Raw genomic sequence first — 19,024 nt, 5'->3', positions numbered from 1 at the left:
CGGGAGACAGCCAATGGATTTCTCCCGATTCTTCATCGACCGGCCGATCTTCGCGGTCGTCCTGTCGATCGTCATCTTCGCGATCGGCCTGATCTCGATCCCGATGCTGCCCGCCGGCGAATACCCGGAAGTCGTGCCGCCGAGCGTCGTCGTGCGCGCGACGTATCCGGGCGCGAACCCGAAGGAGATCGCCGAATCGGTCGCCGAACCGCTGGAAGAGGCGATCAACGGCGTCGAAGGCATCATGTACATGAAGTCGGTCGCCGGTTCCGACGGCAGCCTGCAGGTGGTCGTCACGTTCCTGCAGGGCGTCGATCCCGACACGGCCGCCGTGCGCGTGCAGAACCGCGTGAGCCAGGCGCTGTCGCGCCTGCCCGACGAGGTGCGCCAGTACGGCGTAACCACGCAGAAGCAGTCACCCACGCCGCTGATGTACGTGAGCCTCTATTCGCCGGACAACAGCCGCGATTCGCTGTACCTGCGCAACTACCTGACGCTGCACGTGAAGGACGAGCTGTCGCGGCTCACGGGTGTCGGCGACGTCGGCCTGTCCGGTTCCGGCGACTATGCGATGCGGCTGTGGCTCGACCCGAACCGGCTCGCGTCGCGCGGGCTGACCGCGAGCGACGTGATTGCCGCCGTGCGCGAGCAGAACGTGCAGGTGTCGGCCGGCCAGCTCGGCGCGGAGCCGTCGCCGAAGAAGAACGACTTCCTGCTGTCGATCAACGTGCGCGGCCGGTTGCGCACGGCGCAGGAGTTCGGCGACATCGTGCTGCGCACCGGCGACGACGGGCAGGTCGTGAAGCTGTCCGACGTCGCGCGCATCGAGCTCGGCGCAGGCGACTACACGCTGCGCTCGTATTTCAACGACAAGCCATCGGCGGTGGTCGGCATCTTCCTGTCGCCGGGCGCGAACGCGCTCGAGGTCGCGAAGGCCGTGTATGCGAAGTTCGACGAACTGTCGAAGCGCTTCCCGCCCGGCGTCGCGTACCGGCCCGTGTGGGATCCGACGGTGTTCGTGCGCGAATCGATCCGCGCGGTGCAGCACACGCTGATCGAGGCCGTCGTGCTGGTCGTGCTCGTCGTGATCCTGTTCCTGCAGACGTGGCGCGCGTCGATCATTCCGCTCGTCGCCGTGCCCGTGTCGGTGGTCGGCACGTTCGCGTGGCTCTACCTGCTCGGCTATTCGATCAACACGCTGACGCTGTTCGGGCTCGTGCTGGCGATCGGGATCGTCGTCGACGATGCGATCGTGGTCGTCGAGAACGTCGAGCGCAACATCGCGCAGGGCCTGAGCCCGCGCGACGCCGCGCACCAGGCGATGCGCGAGGTGTCGGGGCCGATCGTCGCGATCGCGCTCGTGCTGTGCGCGGTGTTCGTGCCGATGGCGTTCATGTCCGGCGTCACGGGCCAGTTCTACCGGCAGTTCGCGGTGACGATCGCGATCTCGACGGTGATCTCCGCGATCAACTCGCTGACGCTGTCGCCCGCACTCGCCGCGAAGCTGCTCCGTCCGCACGATGCGCCGAAGGATGCGCTCACGCGCGGGCTCGATCGCGCGTTCGGCTGGCTGTTCCATCCGTTCAACCGCTTCTTCGACCGCAGTTCCGATCGCTATCACGGCTTCGTCGGCCGCACGCTGAAGCGGCGCGGCGTGGTGTTCGCGGTCTATGCGGCGCTGCTCGCGGCCACCGCGCTGCTGCTCAACGCGGTGCCGGGCGGCTTCATCCCCGTGCAGGACAAGCTGTACCTGTTCGCGGGCGCGAAGCTGCCGGAAGGCGCGTCGCTCGCGCGCACCAGCGAGGTGACCGAGCAGATGACGAAGATCGCGCTCGGCACCGACGGTGTCGAAATGATGCCGGCGTTTGCCGGGCTGAATGCGCTGCAGGGCGTGAATACGCCGAACATCACGAACTCGTACGTGATCCTGAAGCCGTTCGACCAGCGCCACCGCAGCGCCGCGCAGATCAACGTGGACCTGAACGCGCGCTTCGCGGCCATCGGCGGCGGCATCACCTATGCGCTGATGCCGCCGCCGATCCAGGGCCTCGGCAACGGCTCGGGCTACTCGCTGTACCTGGAGGACCGCGGCGGGCTCGGCTACGGGGCCTTGCAGAACGCGCTCACCGCGTTCCAGGGCGCGGTCGCGAAGACGCCGGGGATGAGCTACCCGGTCAGCTCGTACCAGGCGAACATCCCGCAGCTCGAGGTGAAGGTCGACCGGTTGAAGGCGAAGGCGCAGGGTGTCGCGCTGACCGACCTGTTCAGCACGCTGCAGGTCTATCTCGGCTCGATGTACGTGAACGACTTCAACCTGTTCGGCCGCGTGTACCGCGTGATGGCGCAGGCGGATGCCGGCCACCGGCAGACGGCCGCCGACATCGCGAACCTGCGCACGCGCAACGCGAAGGGCGAGATGGTGCCGATCGGCTCGATGGTGACGGTGGCGCCTGCGTATGGGCCCGACCCGGTCGTTCGCTACAACGGCTATCCGGCCGCGAACCTGATCGGCGATGCCGATCCGAAGGTGATGTCGTCGTCGCAGGCGATCGAGAAACTGCAGCAGATCGCGAAGGACGTGCTGCCGCCGGGCATCACGCTCGAATGGACCGATCTCAGCTACCAGCAGGTCACGCAGAGCAACGCGGCGATCGTCGTGTTCCCGCTCGCGGTGATGCTCGTGTTTCTGGTGCTCGCGTCGCTGTACGAGAGCTGGACGCTGCCGCTCGCGGTGATCCTGATCGTGCCCGTGTGCATTTGCGCCGCGCTGTTCGGCGTGTGGCTGTCGGGCGGCGACAACAACGTGTTCGTGCAGGTCGGTCTCGTCGTGCTGATGGGGCTGGCGTGCAAGAACGCGATCCTGATCGTCGAGTTCGCGCGCGAGCTCGAAATCCAGGGCAAGGGCGTGATCGAAGCCGCGCTCGAAGCGTGCAAGCTGCGGCTGCGCCCGATCGTGATGACGTCGGTCGCGTTCATCGCGGGCTCGGTGCCGCTGCTGATCGGCGGCGGCGCGGGCAGCGAAGTGCGCGCGGCCACCGGCATCACCGTGTTCGCGGGGATGCTGGGCGTCACGCTGTTCGGGCTGTTCCTGACGCCCGTGTTCTATGTGGCGATCCGCAAGCTCGCGGGCGGCACGCCGGCCGTGTGGAGCGAACACCACGGCACCCTCGAAGGAGAAAACCGATGAGCGCCGCTTTTCGTCTTTCCGCGCTCGCGATGTCGGTGACGCTCGCCGCGTGCGCGGTCGGCCCCGATTTCAAGCGACCCGACACGGCTACGGCCGCGCAGTTCGCGCGCGATGCGCGTTCGGCGCCGCCGTCCGGTACGACGCCGGAGACGCCGCCCGACGCGTCGGCCGATGCCGATGCCGCGTTCTGGCGCGGTTTCGGCGATCCGGTGCTGACGCAGTTGATCGACACGGCGCTCGCGGCGAACCAGGATCTGCAGGTCGCCGTGTCGCGCTACGACGCATCGAATGCGCTGCTGTCGCAGGCCACGTTCGATCGTTACCCGACGATCACCGCGAGCGGGCAGATCGGCCATCAGCTGATGAGCAAGGACCAGGCGTTCGGTGCGCCGCGCAGCCAGCGCGATACGCCGACGTCCAGCGTCGGGATCAATGCGGCGTGGGAACTCGACCTGTTCGGCCGCGTGCGTCGTTCGATCGAGTCGCAGCGTGCGGAAACGGTCGCCAGCGCGGCGGACGTACGCGCGGTGCGCGTCGCGATCGCCGGCGAGGTGGCGAGCACGTACGTCGACCTGCGCGGCTCGCAGGAGCGGCTGCGGATCGCGCGCGAGAACGCCGACAACCAGAAGCAGACGCTCGCGCTGATCAATGCACGCGTCGGCGCGGGGCGCGGCTCCGAACTCGATGCGGCGCGAGCGCGCGCGCAGTACGAATCGACGACGTCGCGGATCGCCGTGTACGAAGCGGCGATCGGCGTCGACGAGCACCGGCTCGCGGTGCTGACGGGGCAGACGCCGGACGCGCTGATCGGCCGCTTCGATCTCCCGAAGGCAGCCGTGTCGGCGGGCACACCGGTGCCGCTGCCGGCGCTGGCCGCCGACATCGATCCCGGTGCGCCGGGCGACCTGCTGCGGCGGCGGCCCGACGTCGCCGCCGCCGAGGCGCGGCTGCACGCGGCGACCGCACGCGTCGGCGTCGCGACGGCCGACCTGTTCCCTCGCTTCACGCTGTCGGGGCTGCTGGGCAGTGCGACGAGCAGCTATGGGTTCTTCCGCGCGGGCAGCGACACGAATCTGATTGCGCTCGGCATCGACTGGTCGTTCCTCGACGTCGGCCGCGTGCGTGCACGGATCGCCGCGAGCGATGCGGAAGCGGCCGGGCAGCTCGCGCAGTACCGGCAGACCGTGCTCGGGGCGCTGGAGGAAACGGAGAACGCGCTGCTGCGCGCTGCCCGCACGCGTGACGAGACGGGCCATCTCATGCAGGCCGCGACCGACAGCGCGCGTGCCGCGCAACTGGCGCAGGCGCGGTTTTCGGCGGGCGCGATCGACTACTACGAAGTGCTCGACGCGCAACGCACGCTGCTGCAGGCGCAGGATGCGGCGGCCGACGGGCAGATGCGCAGCGCGGCGTCGACGGTGGCGCTGTACAAGGCGCTGGCGGGCGGCTGGCCGTCGGGAACGGGGCAGGGCCCGCAGCAAGGCCCGCTCGCGCAGGCGGGGCAGTAACGCGGGCGGGACGGTGGCGCGGCAGGCCGGGCCATCCCGCCTGCCGCGCACCGCGTGACTACACGCTGGCCGGATCGACCTTGTCGATGTCGATGCCGTAGCGCCGGATGGCTTCGCCGACGCGTGCACGCGGTATCACGCCGTCGTCGGCGAGCGCCTTCAGCGCGGCGATCACGATGAAGTGCCGATCGGTCTCGAAGAACGTGCGCAGCGCGTCGCGCGTATCCGAGCGGCCGAAGCCGTCGGTGCCGAGCGACACGAAGCGCCGGCCGTCGACGAACGCGCGGATCTGGTCGCCGACGATCTTCTACCGCACCGCGGCCGACTGATAGGTCGCGATGTGCCCGCCGACGTTCGAATGCCGTCCGGCGCGGAGCACCATCACCATCGCGTTCCAGCGGATCATCGCGTTCAGGCGCCGCTCGAGCGCAAGATCGCCCGGATAGGCCGGTTGCCGTTCACGCGGCACCGTGTTCACGTACGCGGTCGTTACGCGGCCGTGCAGGTCGCCGTGGCGTGCCGCGTCGAGGTCGGAAAGCTGGTCGAGCAGGTAGTGCGCGCGCGGGCGGCCTTCGAGCGCGATCACGGATTCGAGCGCATCGAGCCATTCGCGGGTTTCCTCCGGATCGATGTCGGGTAGCGCGAGAGGTGCTGTCATGCAGCGTCTCCAGAAGCATAAGGCTGCGCGGGGCGACGGTCGTGGCGCCGCGTCGCGCGACGGAACGCCTGCCGATCGACGGACATATAGTTGCAATTGCAATCGTATGAAGGCAATTGTTATCGAGGTAAAATTTAATTGCAACTGCAATTCAACGAGAGGAACGACCTGACATGAGCGCACTCGAACCCGATCTGTGGTTCTCGTTCGTCCGCGCGCACCGGACGATGATTCGCGAGATCGAGCGCCGCCTCGCGGCGGCCGGCCTGCCGGCCTATGCGTGGTACGACGCGTTGTGGGGGCTCGAAAGCGGGCCCGACGGCACGCGCCGCATGCACGAGCTGGCCGACGTGCTCGCGATCGAGCGCTACAACCTCACGCGGCTCGTCGACCGGCTCGAACAGGAGGGGCTCGTCACGCGTGCCCGTTCGGCGGACGACGGCCGCGCCGCCTATGCGAGCATCACCGACAAGGGGCGGACGCTGCGCAAGAAGATGTGGAAGGTGTACCAGTCGACGGTCGCGGAACTCTTCCTCGATCAGTTCGGCGGCAAGGATCAGGCGGCGATAGCCGCCGCGCTCGATCGTGCGACCGCCGCGGCGCGCGAGGCGGGAGCCGACGCGAAGTAGCGGCGATCGGCCCGCGCGTCAGCCGCTCGCACAGCGGCGCATCGCCTGCGCGGCCCAGTCGGCCAGCAGGCGATGCGCGACCGCGGCAATCCAGCGCGCACTCGGCACGCGTGGGCCGGAGCCCGGGCCGGCCAGATCCGCGCCGAGCGCCGCGAAGCGGGCCGGTACGAACGCGCCGATCTGCGCGGCGACGTGCCTCGCATAGCCCGTCACCGCGAGCACTGGCGTGCGGCTGTCGCCGAAGCATCGGCGCACATGCGCGATCTGCGGTTCGTCGTGCGGATGCAGCAGGTTCCACCGGTCGGCTACATGACCGTCGCGGGCGAGCTGCGTGTAGCTCGGGCAGCTCCAGATCATCGAATCGATGCGCCATTCGTCGTGCAGCAGGTCGGCCGCCTCCATCACCTGCACGAGCGTGCTGCCCGCGCCGCACAGCCGGATCTGCGCAGCCGCGCCGGCTGCCGCGCGCCGGCCGGCCCGCACCATGCCGCTGAATGCATCGCGGGCCGCCGTGGCCGATAGCGGATTCGCGTCGGGTAAGGGGTCGTCGTGGCTTGCGAGATACAGAATCCCGGCTGACCGGCGACATAAAGCGTGCGCAGCGCGTGGCGCAGGATCGCGATCGCCTCATGGCCCGACGCCGGATCGTACGGCGTGCACGCGGGTTCGCGGCCAGCCAGTGCGGGACGTCGGGCGTCACGCCTTTCGGCCAGGACGACGCGATCGTTTCCGCATCGTTGACGAAGATCCCGCGATCGATGGTTTCGACCGACGCCAGCCGCAGCCGGTCGGTCGCGCGCGCATGCAGCAGGTACAGCAGCGGCTTCTCGAACCGCTTGCGCGCATCGAGAAACCGTAGCGGCCATGCACTGATGCGGCGATGTGCGTCCGCGTCCGCAGACGGCTCCCGCGCATCGGCACGCACGATCCAGACACGTTCCGATGTCGCCGCATCGCGTTCGAGGCAATCGGCGGCCGCGCGCATCGCGCCGAGCGGCGACACCGAACGGCCACGCGGCGCGAGCCGCTGCGTGATCAGCCTGTCGAGGCAGGCCGCCGCGGCGCGGCGGGTGTCGGGTGTCCGCACGGGCGGCCCGGATCGCAAAGTCTGCATGTCCCTCCTTCGAGTACTGGCATGTCGTCGGGGCTATCGGTTTCGGCATAGGATTGCAATTGCAACGATTGTAGTTGCAACGATAACCGGAAAACAAGGACCGACATGATCTCGACGCATCCCCTCACGTTTTATACGGCCAACACGCCGAATGGGCACAAGATCGCCATTTACCTGGAAGAGGCCGGGCTCGCATACGACTGCGTGCATGTGAATCTTTCCGCCGGCGAGCAGCGCAGCGCGGCGTTTCTCGCGATCAACCCGAACGGCAAGATCCCGGCCATCGTCGACCACGACGCCGGGCTGACCGTGTTCGAATCCGGCGCGATCCTGAGCTATCTCGCCGCGAAGACGGGCGTTCTGCATCCCGACACGCTGGCCGAGCGCACGGCCGTCCAGCAATGGCTGCATTTCCAGATCGGCGGGATCGGGCCAATGCTCGGCCAGCTCTGGTGGTTCCTGCATGCATCGAAGACGGTCAATGCGCAAGCGCTTGAGCGCTACCGGAACGAGGCGCGGCGTCTCTATGGGGTCGTGAACGGCCGCTTGGCGGAATCGGCGTATCTCGCGTCGCCGCGCTACTCGATCGCCGACATCGCCGCGTTTCCGTGGCTGCGCGCGGCGCCCGAACTCGATCTCGATCTGGCCGACTATCCGCACGTCGAGCGCTGGCTCGCCGGCATCGAGGCGCGGCAAGCCGTTCAGCGGGGCCTGATCGCATGCCGCGCGCCGGCGGCGGAGGGCGCGCACTGACCTCGCATCGCCCGCGCCGTACGGATGGCGCGGGCGCCGGCCGCTGGCCTGCCGGGAAACATTGTTCTCCTTCGTCGTAAACGTCTCGAATGCGTGATATTTGCGCCGCGCGATCCGGTTTAGAGTGGCCGCGAATCGATGACGATGTGTCGTATCGCCGCAGCACCGGGCGGTACAGACGCACCAGAGGAGTGGGAGACAAATGAGTGAAGGCAGGATTACGCAGGTCGAGTCGTTCGGTTTCGAGCGCATTCCCGATGCATCGCGCTATGCGCGGCCGATCGATCTGTTCAGGTTGCTGTTCGGCGGCTGCAATACGTTTTCAACATCGGTGCTCGGCAGTTTTCCCGTGCTGGTCGGGCTGTCGTTCAAGGCGGGTGTCTGCGCGATCGTGATCGGCGTGCTCGCCGGCACCTGCATCCTCGCGCCGATGAGCCTGTTCGGCCCGCGCAACGGGACGAGCGACCCGGTGTCGTCCGGCGCGCATTTCGGCATCCACGGCCGGATCGTCGGCTCGTTCCTCGCGCTGCTCACGTCGATCGCGTTCTTCTCGCTCGCGGTGTGGAGCTCGGGCGACGCGCTCGTCGGCGGCGCGCACGACATGGTCGGCGTGCCGGTCAACGGCTTCACGCTCGGCGCGGCGTACATGGTGTTCGCGGTGCTCGTGCTGATCGTCTGCATCTACGGCTTCCGCTTCATGCTGTGGGTCAACAAGATCGCCGTGTGGGCCGCGAGCGTGCTGTTCGTCGCGGGCCTGTTCGCGTTCGCCGGCCTGTTCGACGTGAGCTATGCCGGCACGGTGCAGCAGGGCAGCGCGGGCTTCTGGGCCGCGTTCGTCGGCGCGGTGCTGGTGGCGCTGAGCAACCCGGTTTCGTTCGCGTCGACGCTCGGCGACTGGGCGCGCTACATCCCGCAGAGCACACCGAAGCATCGCGTGATGGGCGCCGTGTTCGCCGCGCAGATCGCGACCTTCGTACCGTTCTTCTTCGGCCTCGCGACCGCGACGATCATTGCGACGAAGGCGCCCGCGTTCATCGCGTCGAACGACTACGTCGGCGGGCTGCTCGCGATCTCGCCGCGCTGGTTCCTGCTGCCGATGTGCCTCATCGCGATCATCGGCGGGATGTCGACCGGCACGACCGCGCTGTACGGCACCGGCCTCGACGTGTCGAGCATGTTCCCGCGCCTGCTGAACCGCGTGCGTGCGACGCTGCTGATCGGCACGATCGCGATCGCGTTCATCTTCGTCGGCCGCTTCTGGTTCGACCTCGTCGAAAGCGTCGCGACGTTCTCGACACTGATCGATACGTTCAGTTGCCCGTGGATGGCGATCATGGTGATCGGCTACGTGACGCGGCGCGGCTACTATCTCGCGGACGACCTGCAGGTGTTCAACCGCGGGCTGCGCGGCGGCCACTACTGGTTCACGCACGGCTGGAACGTGCGCGCGATGGGTGCGTGGCTGCCGGCCGCGTTCGTCGGGCTGTCGTTCGTGAACCTGCCGGGGCAGTTCGTCGGGCCGCTCGGCAATCTCGCGGGCGGGCTCGATCTCAGCGTGCCGGTGTCGCTGGTGGTGGGCGGCGTGCTGTACTTCGTGCTGCTGACGCTGTATCCGGAACCGGATGGCGTGTACGGTCCGCACGGGCGATGCTTCGTGCGTGGTGGTGGGCCGGCGGCGCGCGGCACTGGCGTACCGGCGATCCAGCCGAAGGGGTAAGAGCGGCGCGTGGTGTGTCGCTACGCAAATGACGATGCCGCCGCGCGGGAGAGCTGCCGGCGGCATCGTCGTTTTCGGGCGTGTGGTTGCCAGAGGGGGCGGCTGTACGCTCCACGCAGCGCCTCGAAAATGCAAACGAAAACGCCCACCAGGTTGGTCGGAGTGCGTCGACCTGGATGCGGTTCAGTGGAACGAACTGCCGGCGAGCATCCCGCCGTCGACGATGTATTCCGACCCGGTGCAATACGCGGATTCGTCGGACGCGAGGAACAGCACGAGATTGGCCACCTCATCGGGCTTGCCGATGCGCGCGATCGGCAGGCCGCTGTAGATCGACGACGGATCGAAATCCGCGAACTCGGGCGGACGTGCCATCACCGTATCGATACCGCCCGGATGCACCGAGTTCACGCGAATGCCGTAGCGGCCGAATTCGAGCGCGGCGGCCTTCGTCATTCCGCGCACCGCGAACTTGCTCGATACGTATGCGCTGCCGCCCGCGACGCCTTCCATCCCGGCCGTCGACGACACGTTGACGATCGAGCCACCGCCCGCCGCCTTCAGCGCGCCCAGCGCCGACTTCATGCCGAGCCAGCAGCCGACCTGGTTCACGTCGATCACCTTGCGATAGTCGTCGAGCGAGCACGCTTCGATCGGCACGAGCTTCAGGATCGCCGCGTTGTTCACGAGGATGTCGAGGCGGCCGAAATGCGTGAGCGTCGCATCGACGGCAGTCTGCCAGTCGGCTTCGCGGGTCACGTCGAGATGCTGGAAACGTGCGGCGTCGCCGAGTTCGGCCGCGACGCGCTGGCCGGCTTCGTCCAGCACGTCGGCGATCACCACGCGTGCGCCTTCGGCGACGAATCTGCGCGCTTCCGCTTCGCCCTGGCCGCGGGCACCGCCCGTGATCAGCGCCACCTTGCCTTCGAGTCGTTTCATGCTGCTTTCTCCTGTGAGTGAGAGGGGCGCGCGGGGCCAATTACGCGGAGGCGGCCGCCGCGTCGATGATGCGAACCGGATCGGCACCGTCCCATGCACGGGCCTCGGCGATGCCGCGCGCGATCATGTCGCGCATGCCGGCGCCTTCGATCACTTCGACGCGCACGCCGGGATCGTCGGCGTCGTCGAGATAGGCGACACGCGTGGCCGCGTTGCGCGCGTCGAACACGACACGCAGGCCGCGAGCCGTGAGCTGCGCCAGCGCGGCATCGAGATCGTCGACGACCCACGCGACGTGGTGCAGCCCGACGAGCGGCTGGCCGTGCGCATCGCGGTATGGCGAGCGCGCCTCGTTCGTCACGTGAATCAGTTCGATCTGCAGATCGGCGCGATACGCGAACCCGATGTCCATCGTGACCGTCACGGGTTCGCCGAAGTGATGGCCGTCGAGGCGCACGTTGCGGAATACGGTCCACGGGCCGACGTCGTGGCGTTCGCGCCAGCGCGCGATGCTGCGGTCGAGATCCGCGACCACGTAGCCGATCTGGTCGATGGGGCCGAGCATGGGATCGTTCATGGCGTCTCCGTGGCGGACACACGTGGGCGTGCCGCGCGATGAATGACGGCCATGATCGCAACAAAGCGTGCGCGGCGTGCCGTCCAAACGGATGAGCCCGCGCGCTTCGTCGTGGCGTGGTGGGCGGGTGGGTGCGCCAGGGCGCGACGATGCAGGAATGCGAAGCGGATCGGAGAAGGCGCGCTTCCGGCCGGGCGATCAGCGCGTTACCGCGCGTTCGGCCCCTTGACCGTCAGCCGGCACACGGTTGCCAGCGCAAGCAGGTTCGGGTCGCGTTCGCGCCGGTGCAGGAAGCTCAAGCCGATCGTCTGGCGGATCGTCGGCCCGGCGAGCGGCACGAGCGCGATCTTGTGCGCGAACAGGTCGCGCACGCGGCCGGGCAGCAGCGCGCAGCCGACGCCGCCCGACACGAGATTGATCAGCGAGAAGATGTCGCCCACCCGCATCACGACGTTCGGCGTGACGCCGGCCGAACGAAACGCTTCCGTGAAGCCATGATGTGTCGCGAAGCCTTCGCCGAGCGACACGAACGGCGCGTCGCCGCACGAGCACAGATCGATGGCGTCGTGCCGCACGTACGGCGAGTCGATCGGCGCGGCGAAGAACATCTCGTCCTCGAACAGCGCGATCGATTCGATCTCGGCATCCGGTTCGGGCAGCGCCATCAGCGTCGCGTCGATCGCGCCTTGCCGGAGCTTGTCGAGCAGGTCGGCGTTCGAGCCGAGCACGAGCTCGGCCTGCAGTTCGGGGCGGCGCTCCATCAACGCGATCACGACTTCGGGCACGGTGCGGATCGTCAGCGAGTAGAGCGAACCGATCTTCAACTGGCCGGCGCCGTAGCCGGCCGCCTCGCGCGTCGAGCGGATCCCGTCCGTCATCGTCTTGAGCACTTCGCCGGCGACGTCGGCGAGCACCTGCGCGGCGTCGGTCGGAATCAGGTTCCGCCCCTCGTGGCGAAACAGCGCGCAGTGCATCCCTTCCTCGAGCGTGTGCAGCGCGCGGTGCACGCTGACCGTGCTGACGCCCAGCGCCTCGGCGGCTTTCGCGAGGCTGCCCGCTTCCATGAAGGCGAGCAGCACCTCGAGCTTGCGGAACGTGATCTCTTCGTTGATGCGGTTGCGCATGGTGCGGGCGACGGGAAGGGCGGCCGACGATTCTGCCGCAGAACCGGGGCTGCAACAATGCGCGGATTTCCGGGGTTTCCGCGTGGCGGCGCCCGGCGGGGCAACATTTAATCTCCGGCTAATCATCTGCCGCGGGTATTAATTGATGCGGGTTTTCGGCGTCCCTATGATCGTTTCACGCCGGTCGTACGGGCAGGCCGTGAGGTTCCGATGGTGCGGGCCCGTGCCTGCGCCCGCGCGTTGCCGGCCGGCGCTACGAACAGCCGGTTCGCCCATGCGTGCCACGCAACACGGCACGCATGCGGCGCGGCGCCATGAGACTGCAGGAGACTAGCATGCGCGACTCACGTCGGAACGCGCGGCATCGGCAGGTGGTTGCCGCTGTCGTCGGCAACACCCTCGAGTGGTACGACTTCATCGTTTACGGTTTCTTCTCCGGCATCATCGCGCGGCTGTTTTTTCCCGCCGAGAGCCAGTACGCGTCGCTGCTGATGTCGCTTGCGACCTTCGGCGTCGGCTTCTTCATGCGCCCGGTGGGCGGCATCCTGCTCGGGCTCTATGCGGACCGCAAGGGCCGCAAGGCCGCGATGCAGCTCATCATCTTCCTGATGACGCTGTCGATCGCGCTGATCACGTTCGCGCCGTCGTACGCCGTGATCGGCCCGGCGGCGCCCGTCCTGATCGTCGTCGCGCGGCTGCTGCAGGGGTTCGCGGCGGGCGGCGAATACGCGAGCGCGACCGCGTTCCTCGTGGAAAGCGCGCCGGAGAACCGGCGCGGGCTGTACGGATCGTGGCAACTGATCGGCCAGTGTCTCGCGGTGTTCTCGGGCGCCGCGATGGGCGCGTGGGCCACGCAGTCGCTGTCGGACGCGGCGCTGCATAGCTGGGGCTGGCGCGTGCCGTTCGCGCTCGGGCTGCTGATCGGGCCGGTCGGACTGTGGATCCGACGGCACATGGAGGAGACCGAGGCGTTCGTCGCCGCGAGCAAGTCGACCGTCGAGCCGCCGGCGAGCGTGTCGGGCGTGCTGCGCGACAACCTGCGCGGCGTGCTGGTGTCGATGGGGCAGACGATCACCGGCACGGCCGTGTTCTACGTGATGCTCGTCAACATGCCGACGTTCGTGCACAAGACGTTCGGGCTGCCGCTCGACCAGGTGTTCAAGGTGCAGATGGCGGCGGTTGCGCTGCTGACGGTGACGATCCCGGTTGCGGCGCTCGTGTCCGACCGCATCGGCCGGCGGCCCGTGCTGATCGCCGGTTCGCTGGCGCTGCTGACGGTCACGTATCCGCTGTTCACGTGGCTGGCGGCCGCGCCGGGCATCGGGCGCCTGCTCGTGATGCAGCTCGTGATCTGCACGATCATCGGCATCTGCTACGGGCCCGCGCCGACCACGCTCGCCGAGCAGTTCGCGACGCGTTCGCGCTCCACTGGCATCGCGCTCGCGTACAACGTCGCGGTGATGGTGTTCGGCGGCTTCGCGCCGTTCATCGTCACGTGGCTGACGCACACGAGCGGGTCACCTGTCGCGCCCGCGTGGTACGTGTTGTTCGCCGCGTCGTTCGGGCTGCTCGCGAGCGTGTTCATGCACGACGGCGCGCCATGCGTGCTCGCGCGTCGGCAGTTTCAGGGCGAGCCGTTGAGCGCCAAGTAGCGGCCGTGGCCTGCCGCCCGCACCGGCGAGCCATCGGCGCGGGCGGCAGGCAGGGTAGCGGTCCTGCCGATGCTTAGCATCGCTGGCGGCGGCCTACCGCGGCGGCCGCCCCATCGTTACGCTTGGGCGATCATCCACTCTGTCCGGAAGGTCGCCATGTCCCGGCTCGACTACACGTTGCTCGGCCCCTGCCTGCTCGCCATCGCGATCGACGCGATGGGCTTCGGGCTCGTCTATCCGATGATGTCCGCGATCTTCAGCGATCCGCACGCGGGCATCCTGCCGGCCGACGCCGGCGCGCATGCGCGCAATTTCTACCTCGGCCTAGGCTACGGGATCTACCCGTTGTGCATGTTCTTCGGCTCGTCGCTGATGGGCGACCTGTCCGATCGCTACGGCCGCCGCCGGATCCTGCTGCTGTGCGTGCTCGGCCTCGCGGGCGGCTACGCGATGATGGCGGCCGGCGCGTGGCACGCGAGCGTCGCGCTGCTGCTGGCCGGCCGCGGGCTCACCGGGCTGCTGGCCGGTTGCCAGGGCATCGCGCAGGCCGCGATCACCGACCTGAGCACGCCGGAGAACAAGGCGTACAACATGAGCATCATGTCGCTCGCGTTCAGCGCGGGCGTGATCGTCGGCCCCGTGCTCGGTGGCGTCACGTCCGACCGCACGATTTCACCGCTGTTCGACTACGGTACGCCGTTCGTGCTGGTCGCCGCGCTGTCGCTGATCTGCGCGTGCTGGACCTGGGCGTCGTATCGCGATTCGGCCGCGCCGCGCGGCGACACGCGCATCGATCCGCTGCTGCCGCTGCGAATCATCGGGGAGGCCGCGCGCCAGCGCAACGTCGCGTTCCTGTCGGTGGTGTTCTTCCTGATGCAGGTCGGCTACGGGCTCTACCTGCAGACCATCATGCTGCTGCTGCAGGCGAGATTCGGCTACACGAGCGCGCGGCTCGGACTGTTCAGCGGCGTGATCGGGCTCTGCTTCGTGTTCGGGCTGCTGTTCGTCGTGCGGCGGATGCTGCGTGTGTGGCGTGTGGTCGACATCGCGAAGACGGGCCTGCTCGTCGCGGGCGTCGGCCAGGTCCTGTCCGCGCTGTTCCCGCACGAGCCGGTGCTGTGGGCGCTCGCGATGGTCGTCGGCTGCTTCGACATGGTCGCGTACACGACGATGTATACGGCGTTCTCCGACGCGGTCAGCGAGGACCGGCAAGGCTGGGCGCTCGGCGTCGCGGGCTCGGTGATGGCCGTTGCGTGGGTCGTGACGGGCGCGCTCACGAACCTGCTGCCCGTGTTCGGCGAGATCGGCCTGCTGCTGATCGGTGGCGCGGGCTTCCTGCTCAGCTTCGCGATGATGGTCGCGTATGGTCGCACGCAGCCGGGCGCGCGAACAGCCGCGCTGTCGTAGACGGTTTGCACGTTGGCCCGATCCTGTCGGACGTTGTCCCGCGCACCGCTGTCGCGCCTGGCCGCGTGGCCCGACACTGGCGCCTCGCGTCCCGGGCGTATCCGGGCCGCGTCCGGCGGCGCCGGCTGGTCCGGCGCGCCGTTCCTTCGACATGCCAACCGAGAGAGCGACCCATGCAACATCCGACCATCCGTACCCTGGCGGGCGCGACCGCGCCGACATCGATCGCTGCCGCCCGCACCGCGCTGCTGGTGATCGATTTCCAGAATGAATACTTCAGCGGCCGCCTGCCGATTCCGGAGGGGCCGCGCGCGCTGGCCAACGCGCAGCGCGTGATCGCGTTCGCCGACCGCGCGGGCATTCCGGTGTTTCACGTCCAGCACGTCGATGCGGCCGACGGCCCGATCCTCGCCGACGGCAGCGACGGCTTCCGCTTTCACGCGGACTTGCAGCCGGCGGCGCATCACACGGTGGTGAAAAAGACGTCGGTGAGCGTGTTCCCGACGACGGACATCGATGCGCGCCTGAAGGCGGCCGGTGTCGACACGCTGATCGTCACGGGCCTGATGACGCATGCATGCGTCGCTGGCGCGGCACGCGATGCGGTGCCGCTCGGCTACGCGGTGATCGTCGTCGACGACGCATGCGCGACGCGCGACCTCGACCTCGCGGACGGTGGCACGGTATCGCACCGCGACCTCCATCGCGCGACGCTGGCCGCGCTGTCGGACACGTTCGGCGACGTGCTGACGACCGGGCAGGTGCTGGCGCTGGCCGTCGCCTGACGGTCGCCGGATGCGTGCTTCAGTCGGCCCAGCCCGGTGCGGCGTATACGACTTCGCCGCGGAAGCACGTCTCGATCACACGGGTTTGCGCGAACGTCTCGACCGGGTGCGCGAACGGATTGCGGTCGAGGATCGCGAAGCTCGCGTCCTTGCCCGCTTCGAGCGAACCCGTGCAGTCGTCGAAGCGCAGCGCATACGTGGTGTTCACCGTATAGGCCTCGAGCATCGTGAGCAGATCGAGGCGTTCGTGCGGATTCCACGGCGGGCTGTCGGGCTGGTCGATCAGCAGGTGCGTGACGCCCGTCTGGATGATCTGCATCGGGTCCATCGTGCTGACCGACCAGTCGGAGCCGGCTGCGAGCATCGCGCCCGCGTTGCGCAGGCTGCGGAACGGATAGTTGCGCGCGGTGCGTTCCGCGCCGAGCAGGTCGCGATAGAGCTGCTGCTGCTCCTCGCGCGCGGCCGTCCACAGCGTCTGCACGCTGGCGATCGCGCCGAGCCGGTTGAAGCGGCTCATGTCGGCCGGATCGACGAGCTGCAGGTGCGCGAGCTGCGCGCGCCGGTCGCGCATGCCGTTGCGGATCTGGACGTATTCGAGCGCGTCGAGCGTCATGCGCACCGCGCGGTCGGCGAGCGTGTGGAAGTGCAGGTCGAAACCGGCCGTGTCGGCGAGCAGGCAGATCTCGTTCAGCGCGTCCTGGCTCCACAGCGCGAGGCCGCAGTCGTCGGTGCCGGCGTACGGCTCGAGCAGCGCGGCGGTCCTCGATTCGGGCACGCCGTCGACGAAGATCTTCACAGTATGCAGGCGCAGGTTGTCGCATTCGTATTCGCGACGCCATCTGGCGAAGCGCTCGATCTGCTCGCGCGGATCGCGGCGCGGGTTCGCATAGAGGCCCGCGCTCATATACACCTTCAGCGTGCCCGCGCGCTGCGCGTCGGCGTAAGCCTTGAGTTCGGCCTCCTCGACGCGCGCGTCGAACCAGCCGGTGATGCCGTAACCGTGCGCCATCGCGTGCGCTTTCGCGAGGGACTTCGGGTAGCCGGCCGGGCTCAGTTGCGGAATGATCGGGCACACGCGGTAGAACGCGGCTTCGTGCACGACGCCATTCGGCGCGCCGGACGCATCGCGCTCGTACACGCCGCCGGCCGGGTCGGGCGTATCGGCGTGGATGCCGGCCGCTTCGAGCCCTTTCGTGTTGAGGCAGCCGCTGTGCACGTCGAAGCCGACCACGAGCAGCGGCCGGTCGGGCACGATCCGGTCGAGCAGCTCGCGGGTCGGATACGCGCCGAATGCGGCCAGGTTGGCGCCGCCGAGATAGACCCACGGCGCGTTCGGCGTCGCATCGGCGCATGCGCGAATGCGCTGCAGGATCGTGTCGGGATCGTTGATGCCGGACAGATCGAAGTCACCGAGGATCTGGTGGCCTTCGAGCGGGTGCACGTGGCCGTCGATGAGGCCCGGCAGCATCAGCCTGCCGGCCAGGTCGACGATGCGCGTCGCGGGGCCGGCCAGCGGGCGGATGTCGTCGTCGCGGCCGACGGCGACGATCTTGCCGTCCTGGGTGGCGAGCGCCTGCGCGAAGCGGCGCTGCGCATCGCCCGTGTAAAGCAGGCCGTTCAGATAGACGGTATCGGCGTGTTGCATGTGTCTCCTCCGGATGGGGGAAGGTTCGACGGGCGCACGTGTCCGGCGGGCGGGCCGTGTGGCTCGTCCGGTCGCGTGAACCCGGTCGGGTTGGAATGAGAAGCGGGTCGGCTAGGTGCCGGTGCTGCGCGGCAGGCGCGGCGATACGTCGTGGTGAAGGCCGGCCGCCGCCGGAGCGTTACGCCGATCGCGCTGCCAGGTCTGGGTCGGCGAATCGATGGGCGACGCGCGCGCGGCCGTGCAGGCCGGCGTCCATCCGGTATTCGGCATGCCGTGTCTCCGTGATATCCGACGCGTTCCGGTCGTCGGGTGAGTCAGATACTAGGAGCGGGGCGGCCGGCTGTCTGTCATCGTTTTGAGGACAAGACGCGACAAAGAAGGCGGGGGCGAGTGGGCGTGCAGCGATGCAGAGGTGCCATCTATTGACCGCGGTCCGCCGGCGGTTCTTCTTCGGTCACGCACCACGCGAACAGTCCGGCGCGGTTCGCCACGCCGAGCTTCGCGAGCGCGCGCCCGAGATAGGTGCGCACGCTGCTGGGCTTGAGTGCGAGGGTATCGGCGATCTGCGGGACGGGCTGGCCTTGCAGCACCGCGCGGCATACGAGCCGTTCGCGCTGCGACAGCGCCGCGCCGCAGGCCGACAGGCGCTGTTCGAACCGCTGCAGCAGCGCGCCGTCGTCCGAGCGCGGCGTCAGGCGGGCGAGCCGTGCATGCTGGATCAGGAGCGGCAGCACGAAATCGCCGAGCTGCCGCAGCAGCGCCAGTTCGGCCAGCGTATAGGACGGCTGGCCGCGCCGGCGGAACAGCGAGAACGCATAGACATAGTCGCGCTCGCTGCCGAGCAGCGTGCAGTCTTCGCCCAGTTCGCCGAGCGCGAAATGGCGGCCGTATTCGGTTGCCGTATCGATGTCCTCGTTGCACGAGAACACGAGCTGCGAATCGGTGGCGCGCTCGATATGCGGGAGCAGCGTGTCGGTGCGCCAGTCGCCTTGCGTATACAGATCGAGCGCGTGGCGTGTGCCGTCGGGATCGTCGCCGCCCGCGAAGAACAGCACGTCGACACTGTCGACCGACTGCGACGGCGCATCGCGACGGTAGCGCGTCGCGACGCTGTAGTGGGACTGCGGATCGACGGTTTCGCGCAGCCACGCCCAGAGCCGGGCGGGAAACTGCGGACTGCCGAGGCTGGCGACCAGGTCGCCGGCATTGCTGAGGGAAATATGGGCGGGGCTCATCGTTGACACCGTCTTCGCGAACGGCCGCCCGTGTCGGCCGTGCTTCGCGTATGACGGCGCACCGGCGGCGCGTCGGCAGGCGGTGCGGTCATGC

17 protein-coding genes are annotated in these 19,024 nt (G+C 68.5%); 8 read left to right on the top strand and 9 right to left on the bottom strand.

The window, feature by feature from the left end; translation table 11 throughout:
• Positions 1-13: 13 nt before the first annotated feature.
• A complete protein-coding gene (locus F3J15_RS04985; protein ID WP_166888406.1) occupies positions 14-3,187 on the top strand; it encodes a multidrug efflux RND transporter permease subunit in 3,174 nt (1,057 codons plus the stop codon).
• The gene (locus F3J15_RS04980) at positions 3,184-4,695 is read left to right on the top strand and encodes an efflux transporter outer membrane subunit (RefSeq protein ID WP_166888403.1); all 1,512 of its coding nucleotides are present in this window, start codon (positions 3,184-3,186) and stop codon (positions 4,693-4,695) included. The genes F3J15_RS04985 and F3J15_RS04980 overlap by 4 nt, the downstream gene beginning before the upstream one ends.
• Before the next feature lie 58 nt (positions 4,696-4,753).
• Here the strand turns inward: F3J15_RS04980 and F3J15_RS04975 are convergent, their stop codons facing one another.
• Together F3J15_RS04975 and F3J15_RS04970 are read right to left on the bottom strand one after the other, a co-directional pair.
• The gene (locus F3J15_RS04975; RefSeq protein ID WP_166888401.1) at positions 4,754-4,954 is read right to left on the bottom strand and encodes a hypothetical protein; all 201 of its coding nucleotides are present in this window, start codon (positions 4,952-4,954) and stop codon (positions 4,754-4,756) included.
• 48 nt (positions 4,955-5,002) lie between these two features.
• Positions 5,003-5,353, bottom strand: coding sequence for a hypothetical protein (locus F3J15_RS04970; RefSeq protein WP_240159008.1), 351 nt, complete (start codon positions 5,351-5,353; stop codon positions 5,003-5,005).
• Positions 5,354-5,526: 173 nt separating this feature from the next.
• Here F3J15_RS04970 and F3J15_RS04965 point away from each other — a divergent pair, with 173 nt between their 5' ends.
• Positions 5,527-5,982 (top strand): MarR family transcriptional regulator, encoded by a 456-nt coding sequence (locus F3J15_RS04965; protein WP_166888398.1) that lies wholly within the window; start codon positions 5,527-5,529, stop codon positions 5,980-5,982.
• A gap of 18 nt (positions 5,983-6,000) precedes the next feature.
• Here the strand turns inward: F3J15_RS04965 and F3J15_RS37690 are convergent, their stop codons facing one another.
• Positions 6,001-6,468 carry a hypothetical protein gene (locus F3J15_RS37690; RefSeq protein WP_240159010.1) on the bottom strand — a complete coding sequence of 156 codons (468 nt, stop codon included), beginning with the start codon at positions 6,466-6,468 and terminating at the stop codon, positions 6,001-6,003.
• A gap of 733 nt (positions 6,469-7,201) precedes the next feature.
• Between F3J15_RS37690 and F3J15_RS04955 the strand changes: the two genes are divergently transcribed.
• Both F3J15_RS04955 and F3J15_RS04950 read left to right on the top strand, forming a co-directional pair.
• Positions 7,202-7,849, top strand: a complete 648-nt coding sequence (locus F3J15_RS04955) for a glutathione binding-like protein (RefSeq protein ID WP_069252020.1) — start codon at positions 7,202-7,204, stop codon at positions 7,847-7,849.
• Between the two features lie 202 nt (positions 7,850-8,051).
• Positions 8,052-9,566, top strand: a complete 1,515-nt coding sequence (locus tag F3J15_RS04950) for a cytosine permease (RefSeq protein WP_166888396.1) — start codon at positions 8,052-8,054, stop codon at positions 9,564-9,566.
• Between the two features lie 183 nt (positions 9,567-9,749).
• Here F3J15_RS04950 and F3J15_RS04945 read toward each other — a convergent pair whose 3' ends face one another.
• The 3 genes from F3J15_RS04945 to F3J15_RS04935 form a co-directional block, all read right to left on the bottom strand.
• Positions 9,750-10,505, bottom strand: coding sequence for a glucose 1-dehydrogenase (locus tag F3J15_RS04945; RefSeq protein WP_166888394.1), 756 nt, complete (start codon positions 10,503-10,505; stop codon positions 9,750-9,752).
• Positions 10,506-10,545: 40 nt separating this feature from the next.
• A complete protein-coding gene (locus F3J15_RS04940) occupies positions 10,546-11,082 on the bottom strand; it encodes a VOC family protein (protein WP_166888392.1) in 537 nt (178 codons plus the stop codon).
• Between the two features lie 206 nt (positions 11,083-11,288).
• A complete protein-coding gene (locus tag F3J15_RS04935) occupies positions 11,289-12,206 on the bottom strand; it encodes a LysR family transcriptional regulator (protein WP_166888389.1) in 918 nt (305 codons plus the stop codon).
• Positions 12,207-12,541: 335 nt separating this feature from the next.
• On the opposite strand from F3J15_RS04935, the gene F3J15_RS04930 reads away from it, so the two are divergent.
• The 3 genes from F3J15_RS04930 to F3J15_RS04920 all read left to right on the top strand — a co-directional run bounded on the left by F3J15_RS04930 (position 12,542) and on the right by F3J15_RS04920 (position 16,050).
• On the top strand, positions 12,542-13,858 hold the full coding sequence (locus F3J15_RS04930) for an MFS transporter (protein WP_166888387.1): 1,317 nt from the start codon (positions 12,542-12,544) through the stop codon (positions 13,856-13,858).
• A 156-nt stretch (positions 13,859-14,014) separates the two neighbouring features.
• Complete coding sequence (locus F3J15_RS04925; RefSeq protein WP_166888384.1) at positions 14,015-15,265, top strand: MFS transporter; 1,251 nt, start codon at positions 14,015-14,017, stop codon at positions 15,263-15,265.
• Between the two features lie 173 nt (positions 15,266-15,438).
• On the top strand, positions 15,439-16,050 hold the full coding sequence (locus F3J15_RS04920) for a cysteine hydrolase family protein (RefSeq protein WP_089448009.1): 612 nt from the start codon (positions 15,439-15,441) through the stop codon (positions 16,048-16,050).
• 19 nt (positions 16,051-16,069) lie between these two features.
• Here F3J15_RS04920 and F3J15_RS04915 read toward each other — a convergent pair whose 3' ends face one another.
• From F3J15_RS04915 to F3J15_RS04905, 3 genes are all read right to left on the bottom strand, one after another.
• Positions 16,070-17,695, bottom strand: a complete 1,626-nt coding sequence (locus tag F3J15_RS04915) for an amidohydrolase (protein WP_089448008.1) — start codon at positions 17,693-17,695, stop codon at positions 16,070-16,072.
• Positions 17,696-17,806: 111 nt separating this feature from the next.
• Positions 17,807-17,965, bottom strand: a complete 159-nt coding sequence (locus tag F3J15_RS04910; RefSeq protein WP_166888381.1) for a hypothetical protein — start codon at positions 17,963-17,965, stop codon at positions 17,807-17,809.
• A gap of 149 nt (positions 17,966-18,114) precedes the next feature.
• Positions 18,115-18,930 (bottom strand): helix-turn-helix transcriptional regulator, encoded by an 816-nt coding sequence (locus tag F3J15_RS04905; protein ID WP_089448007.1) that lies wholly within the window; start codon positions 18,928-18,930, stop codon positions 18,115-18,117.
• Between the last annotated feature and the right edge of the window lie 94 nt (positions 18,931-19,024).

It is taken from the genome of Burkholderia sp. Ap-955 (assembly GCF_011753045.1).
Taxonomy (GTDB): Bacteria; Pseudomonadota; Gammaproteobacteria; order Burkholderiales; family Burkholderiaceae; genus Burkholderia; species Burkholderia lata_D.
Note: the sequence above shows the minus strand (reverse complement) of the source record. Positions and strands in the feature narration are given on the sequence as shown.

Bases quoted from the DNA above. Each gene is read 5' to 3' on its own strand.
- F3J15_RS04940 (WP_166888392.1), bottom strand. From the start codon at position 11,082: ATGAACGATCCCATGCTCGGCCCCATCGACCAGATCGGCTACGTGGTC.
- F3J15_RS04935 (WP_166888389.1), bottom strand. From the start codon at position 12,206: ATGCGCAACCGCATCAACGAAGAGATCACGTTCCGCAAGCTCGAGGTG.
- F3J15_RS04905 (WP_089448007.1), bottom strand. From the start codon at position 18,930: ATGAGCCCCGCCCATATTTCCCTCAGCAATGCCGGCGACCTGGTCGCC.
- F3J15_RS04950 (WP_166888396.1), top strand. From the start codon at position 8,052: ATGAGTGAAGGCAGGATTACGCAGGTCGAGTCGTTCGGTTTCGAGCGC.
- F3J15_RS04970 (WP_240159008.1), bottom strand. From the start codon at position 5,353: ATGACAGCACCTCTCGCGCTACCCGACATCGATCCGGAGGAAACCCGC.
- F3J15_RS37690 (WP_240159010.1), bottom strand. From the start codon at position 6,468: ATGGTGCGGGCCGGCCGGCGCGCGGCAGCCGGCGCGGCTGCGCAGATC.
- F3J15_RS04925 (WP_166888384.1), top strand. From the start codon at position 14,015: ATGTCCCGGCTCGACTACACGTTGCTCGGCCCCTGCCTGCTCGCCATC.
- F3J15_RS04945 (WP_166888394.1), bottom strand. From the start codon at position 10,505: ATGAAACGACTCGAAGGCAAGGTGGCGCTGATCACGGGCGGTGCCCGC.
- F3J15_RS04930 (WP_166888387.1), top strand. From the start codon at position 12,542: ATGCGCGACTCACGTCGGAACGCGCGGCATCGGCAGGTGGTTGCCGCT.
- F3J15_RS04985 (WP_166888406.1), top strand. From the start codon at position 14: ATGGATTTCTCCCGATTCTTCATCGACCGGCCGATCTTCGCGGTCGTC.
- F3J15_RS04920 (WP_089448009.1), top strand. From the start codon at position 15,439: ATGCAACATCCGACCATCCGTACCCTGGCGGGCGCGACCGCGCCGACA.
- F3J15_RS04980 (WP_166888403.1), top strand. From the start codon at position 3,184: ATGAGCGCCGCTTTTCGTCTTTCCGCGCTCGCGATGTCGGTGACGCTC.
- F3J15_RS04910 (WP_166888381.1), bottom strand. From the start codon at position 17,965: ATGCCGAATACCGGATGGACGCCGGCCTGCACGGCCGCGCGCGCGTCG.
- F3J15_RS04955 (WP_069252020.1), top strand. From the start codon at position 7,202: ATGATCTCGACGCATCCCCTCACGTTTTATACGGCCAACACGCCGAAT.
- F3J15_RS04965 (WP_166888398.1), top strand. From the start codon at position 5,527: ATGAGCGCACTCGAACCCGATCTGTGGTTCTCGTTCGTCCGCGCGCAC.
- F3J15_RS04915 (WP_089448008.1), bottom strand. From the start codon at position 17,695: ATGCAACACGCCGATACCGTCTATCTGAACGGCCTGCTTTACACGGGC.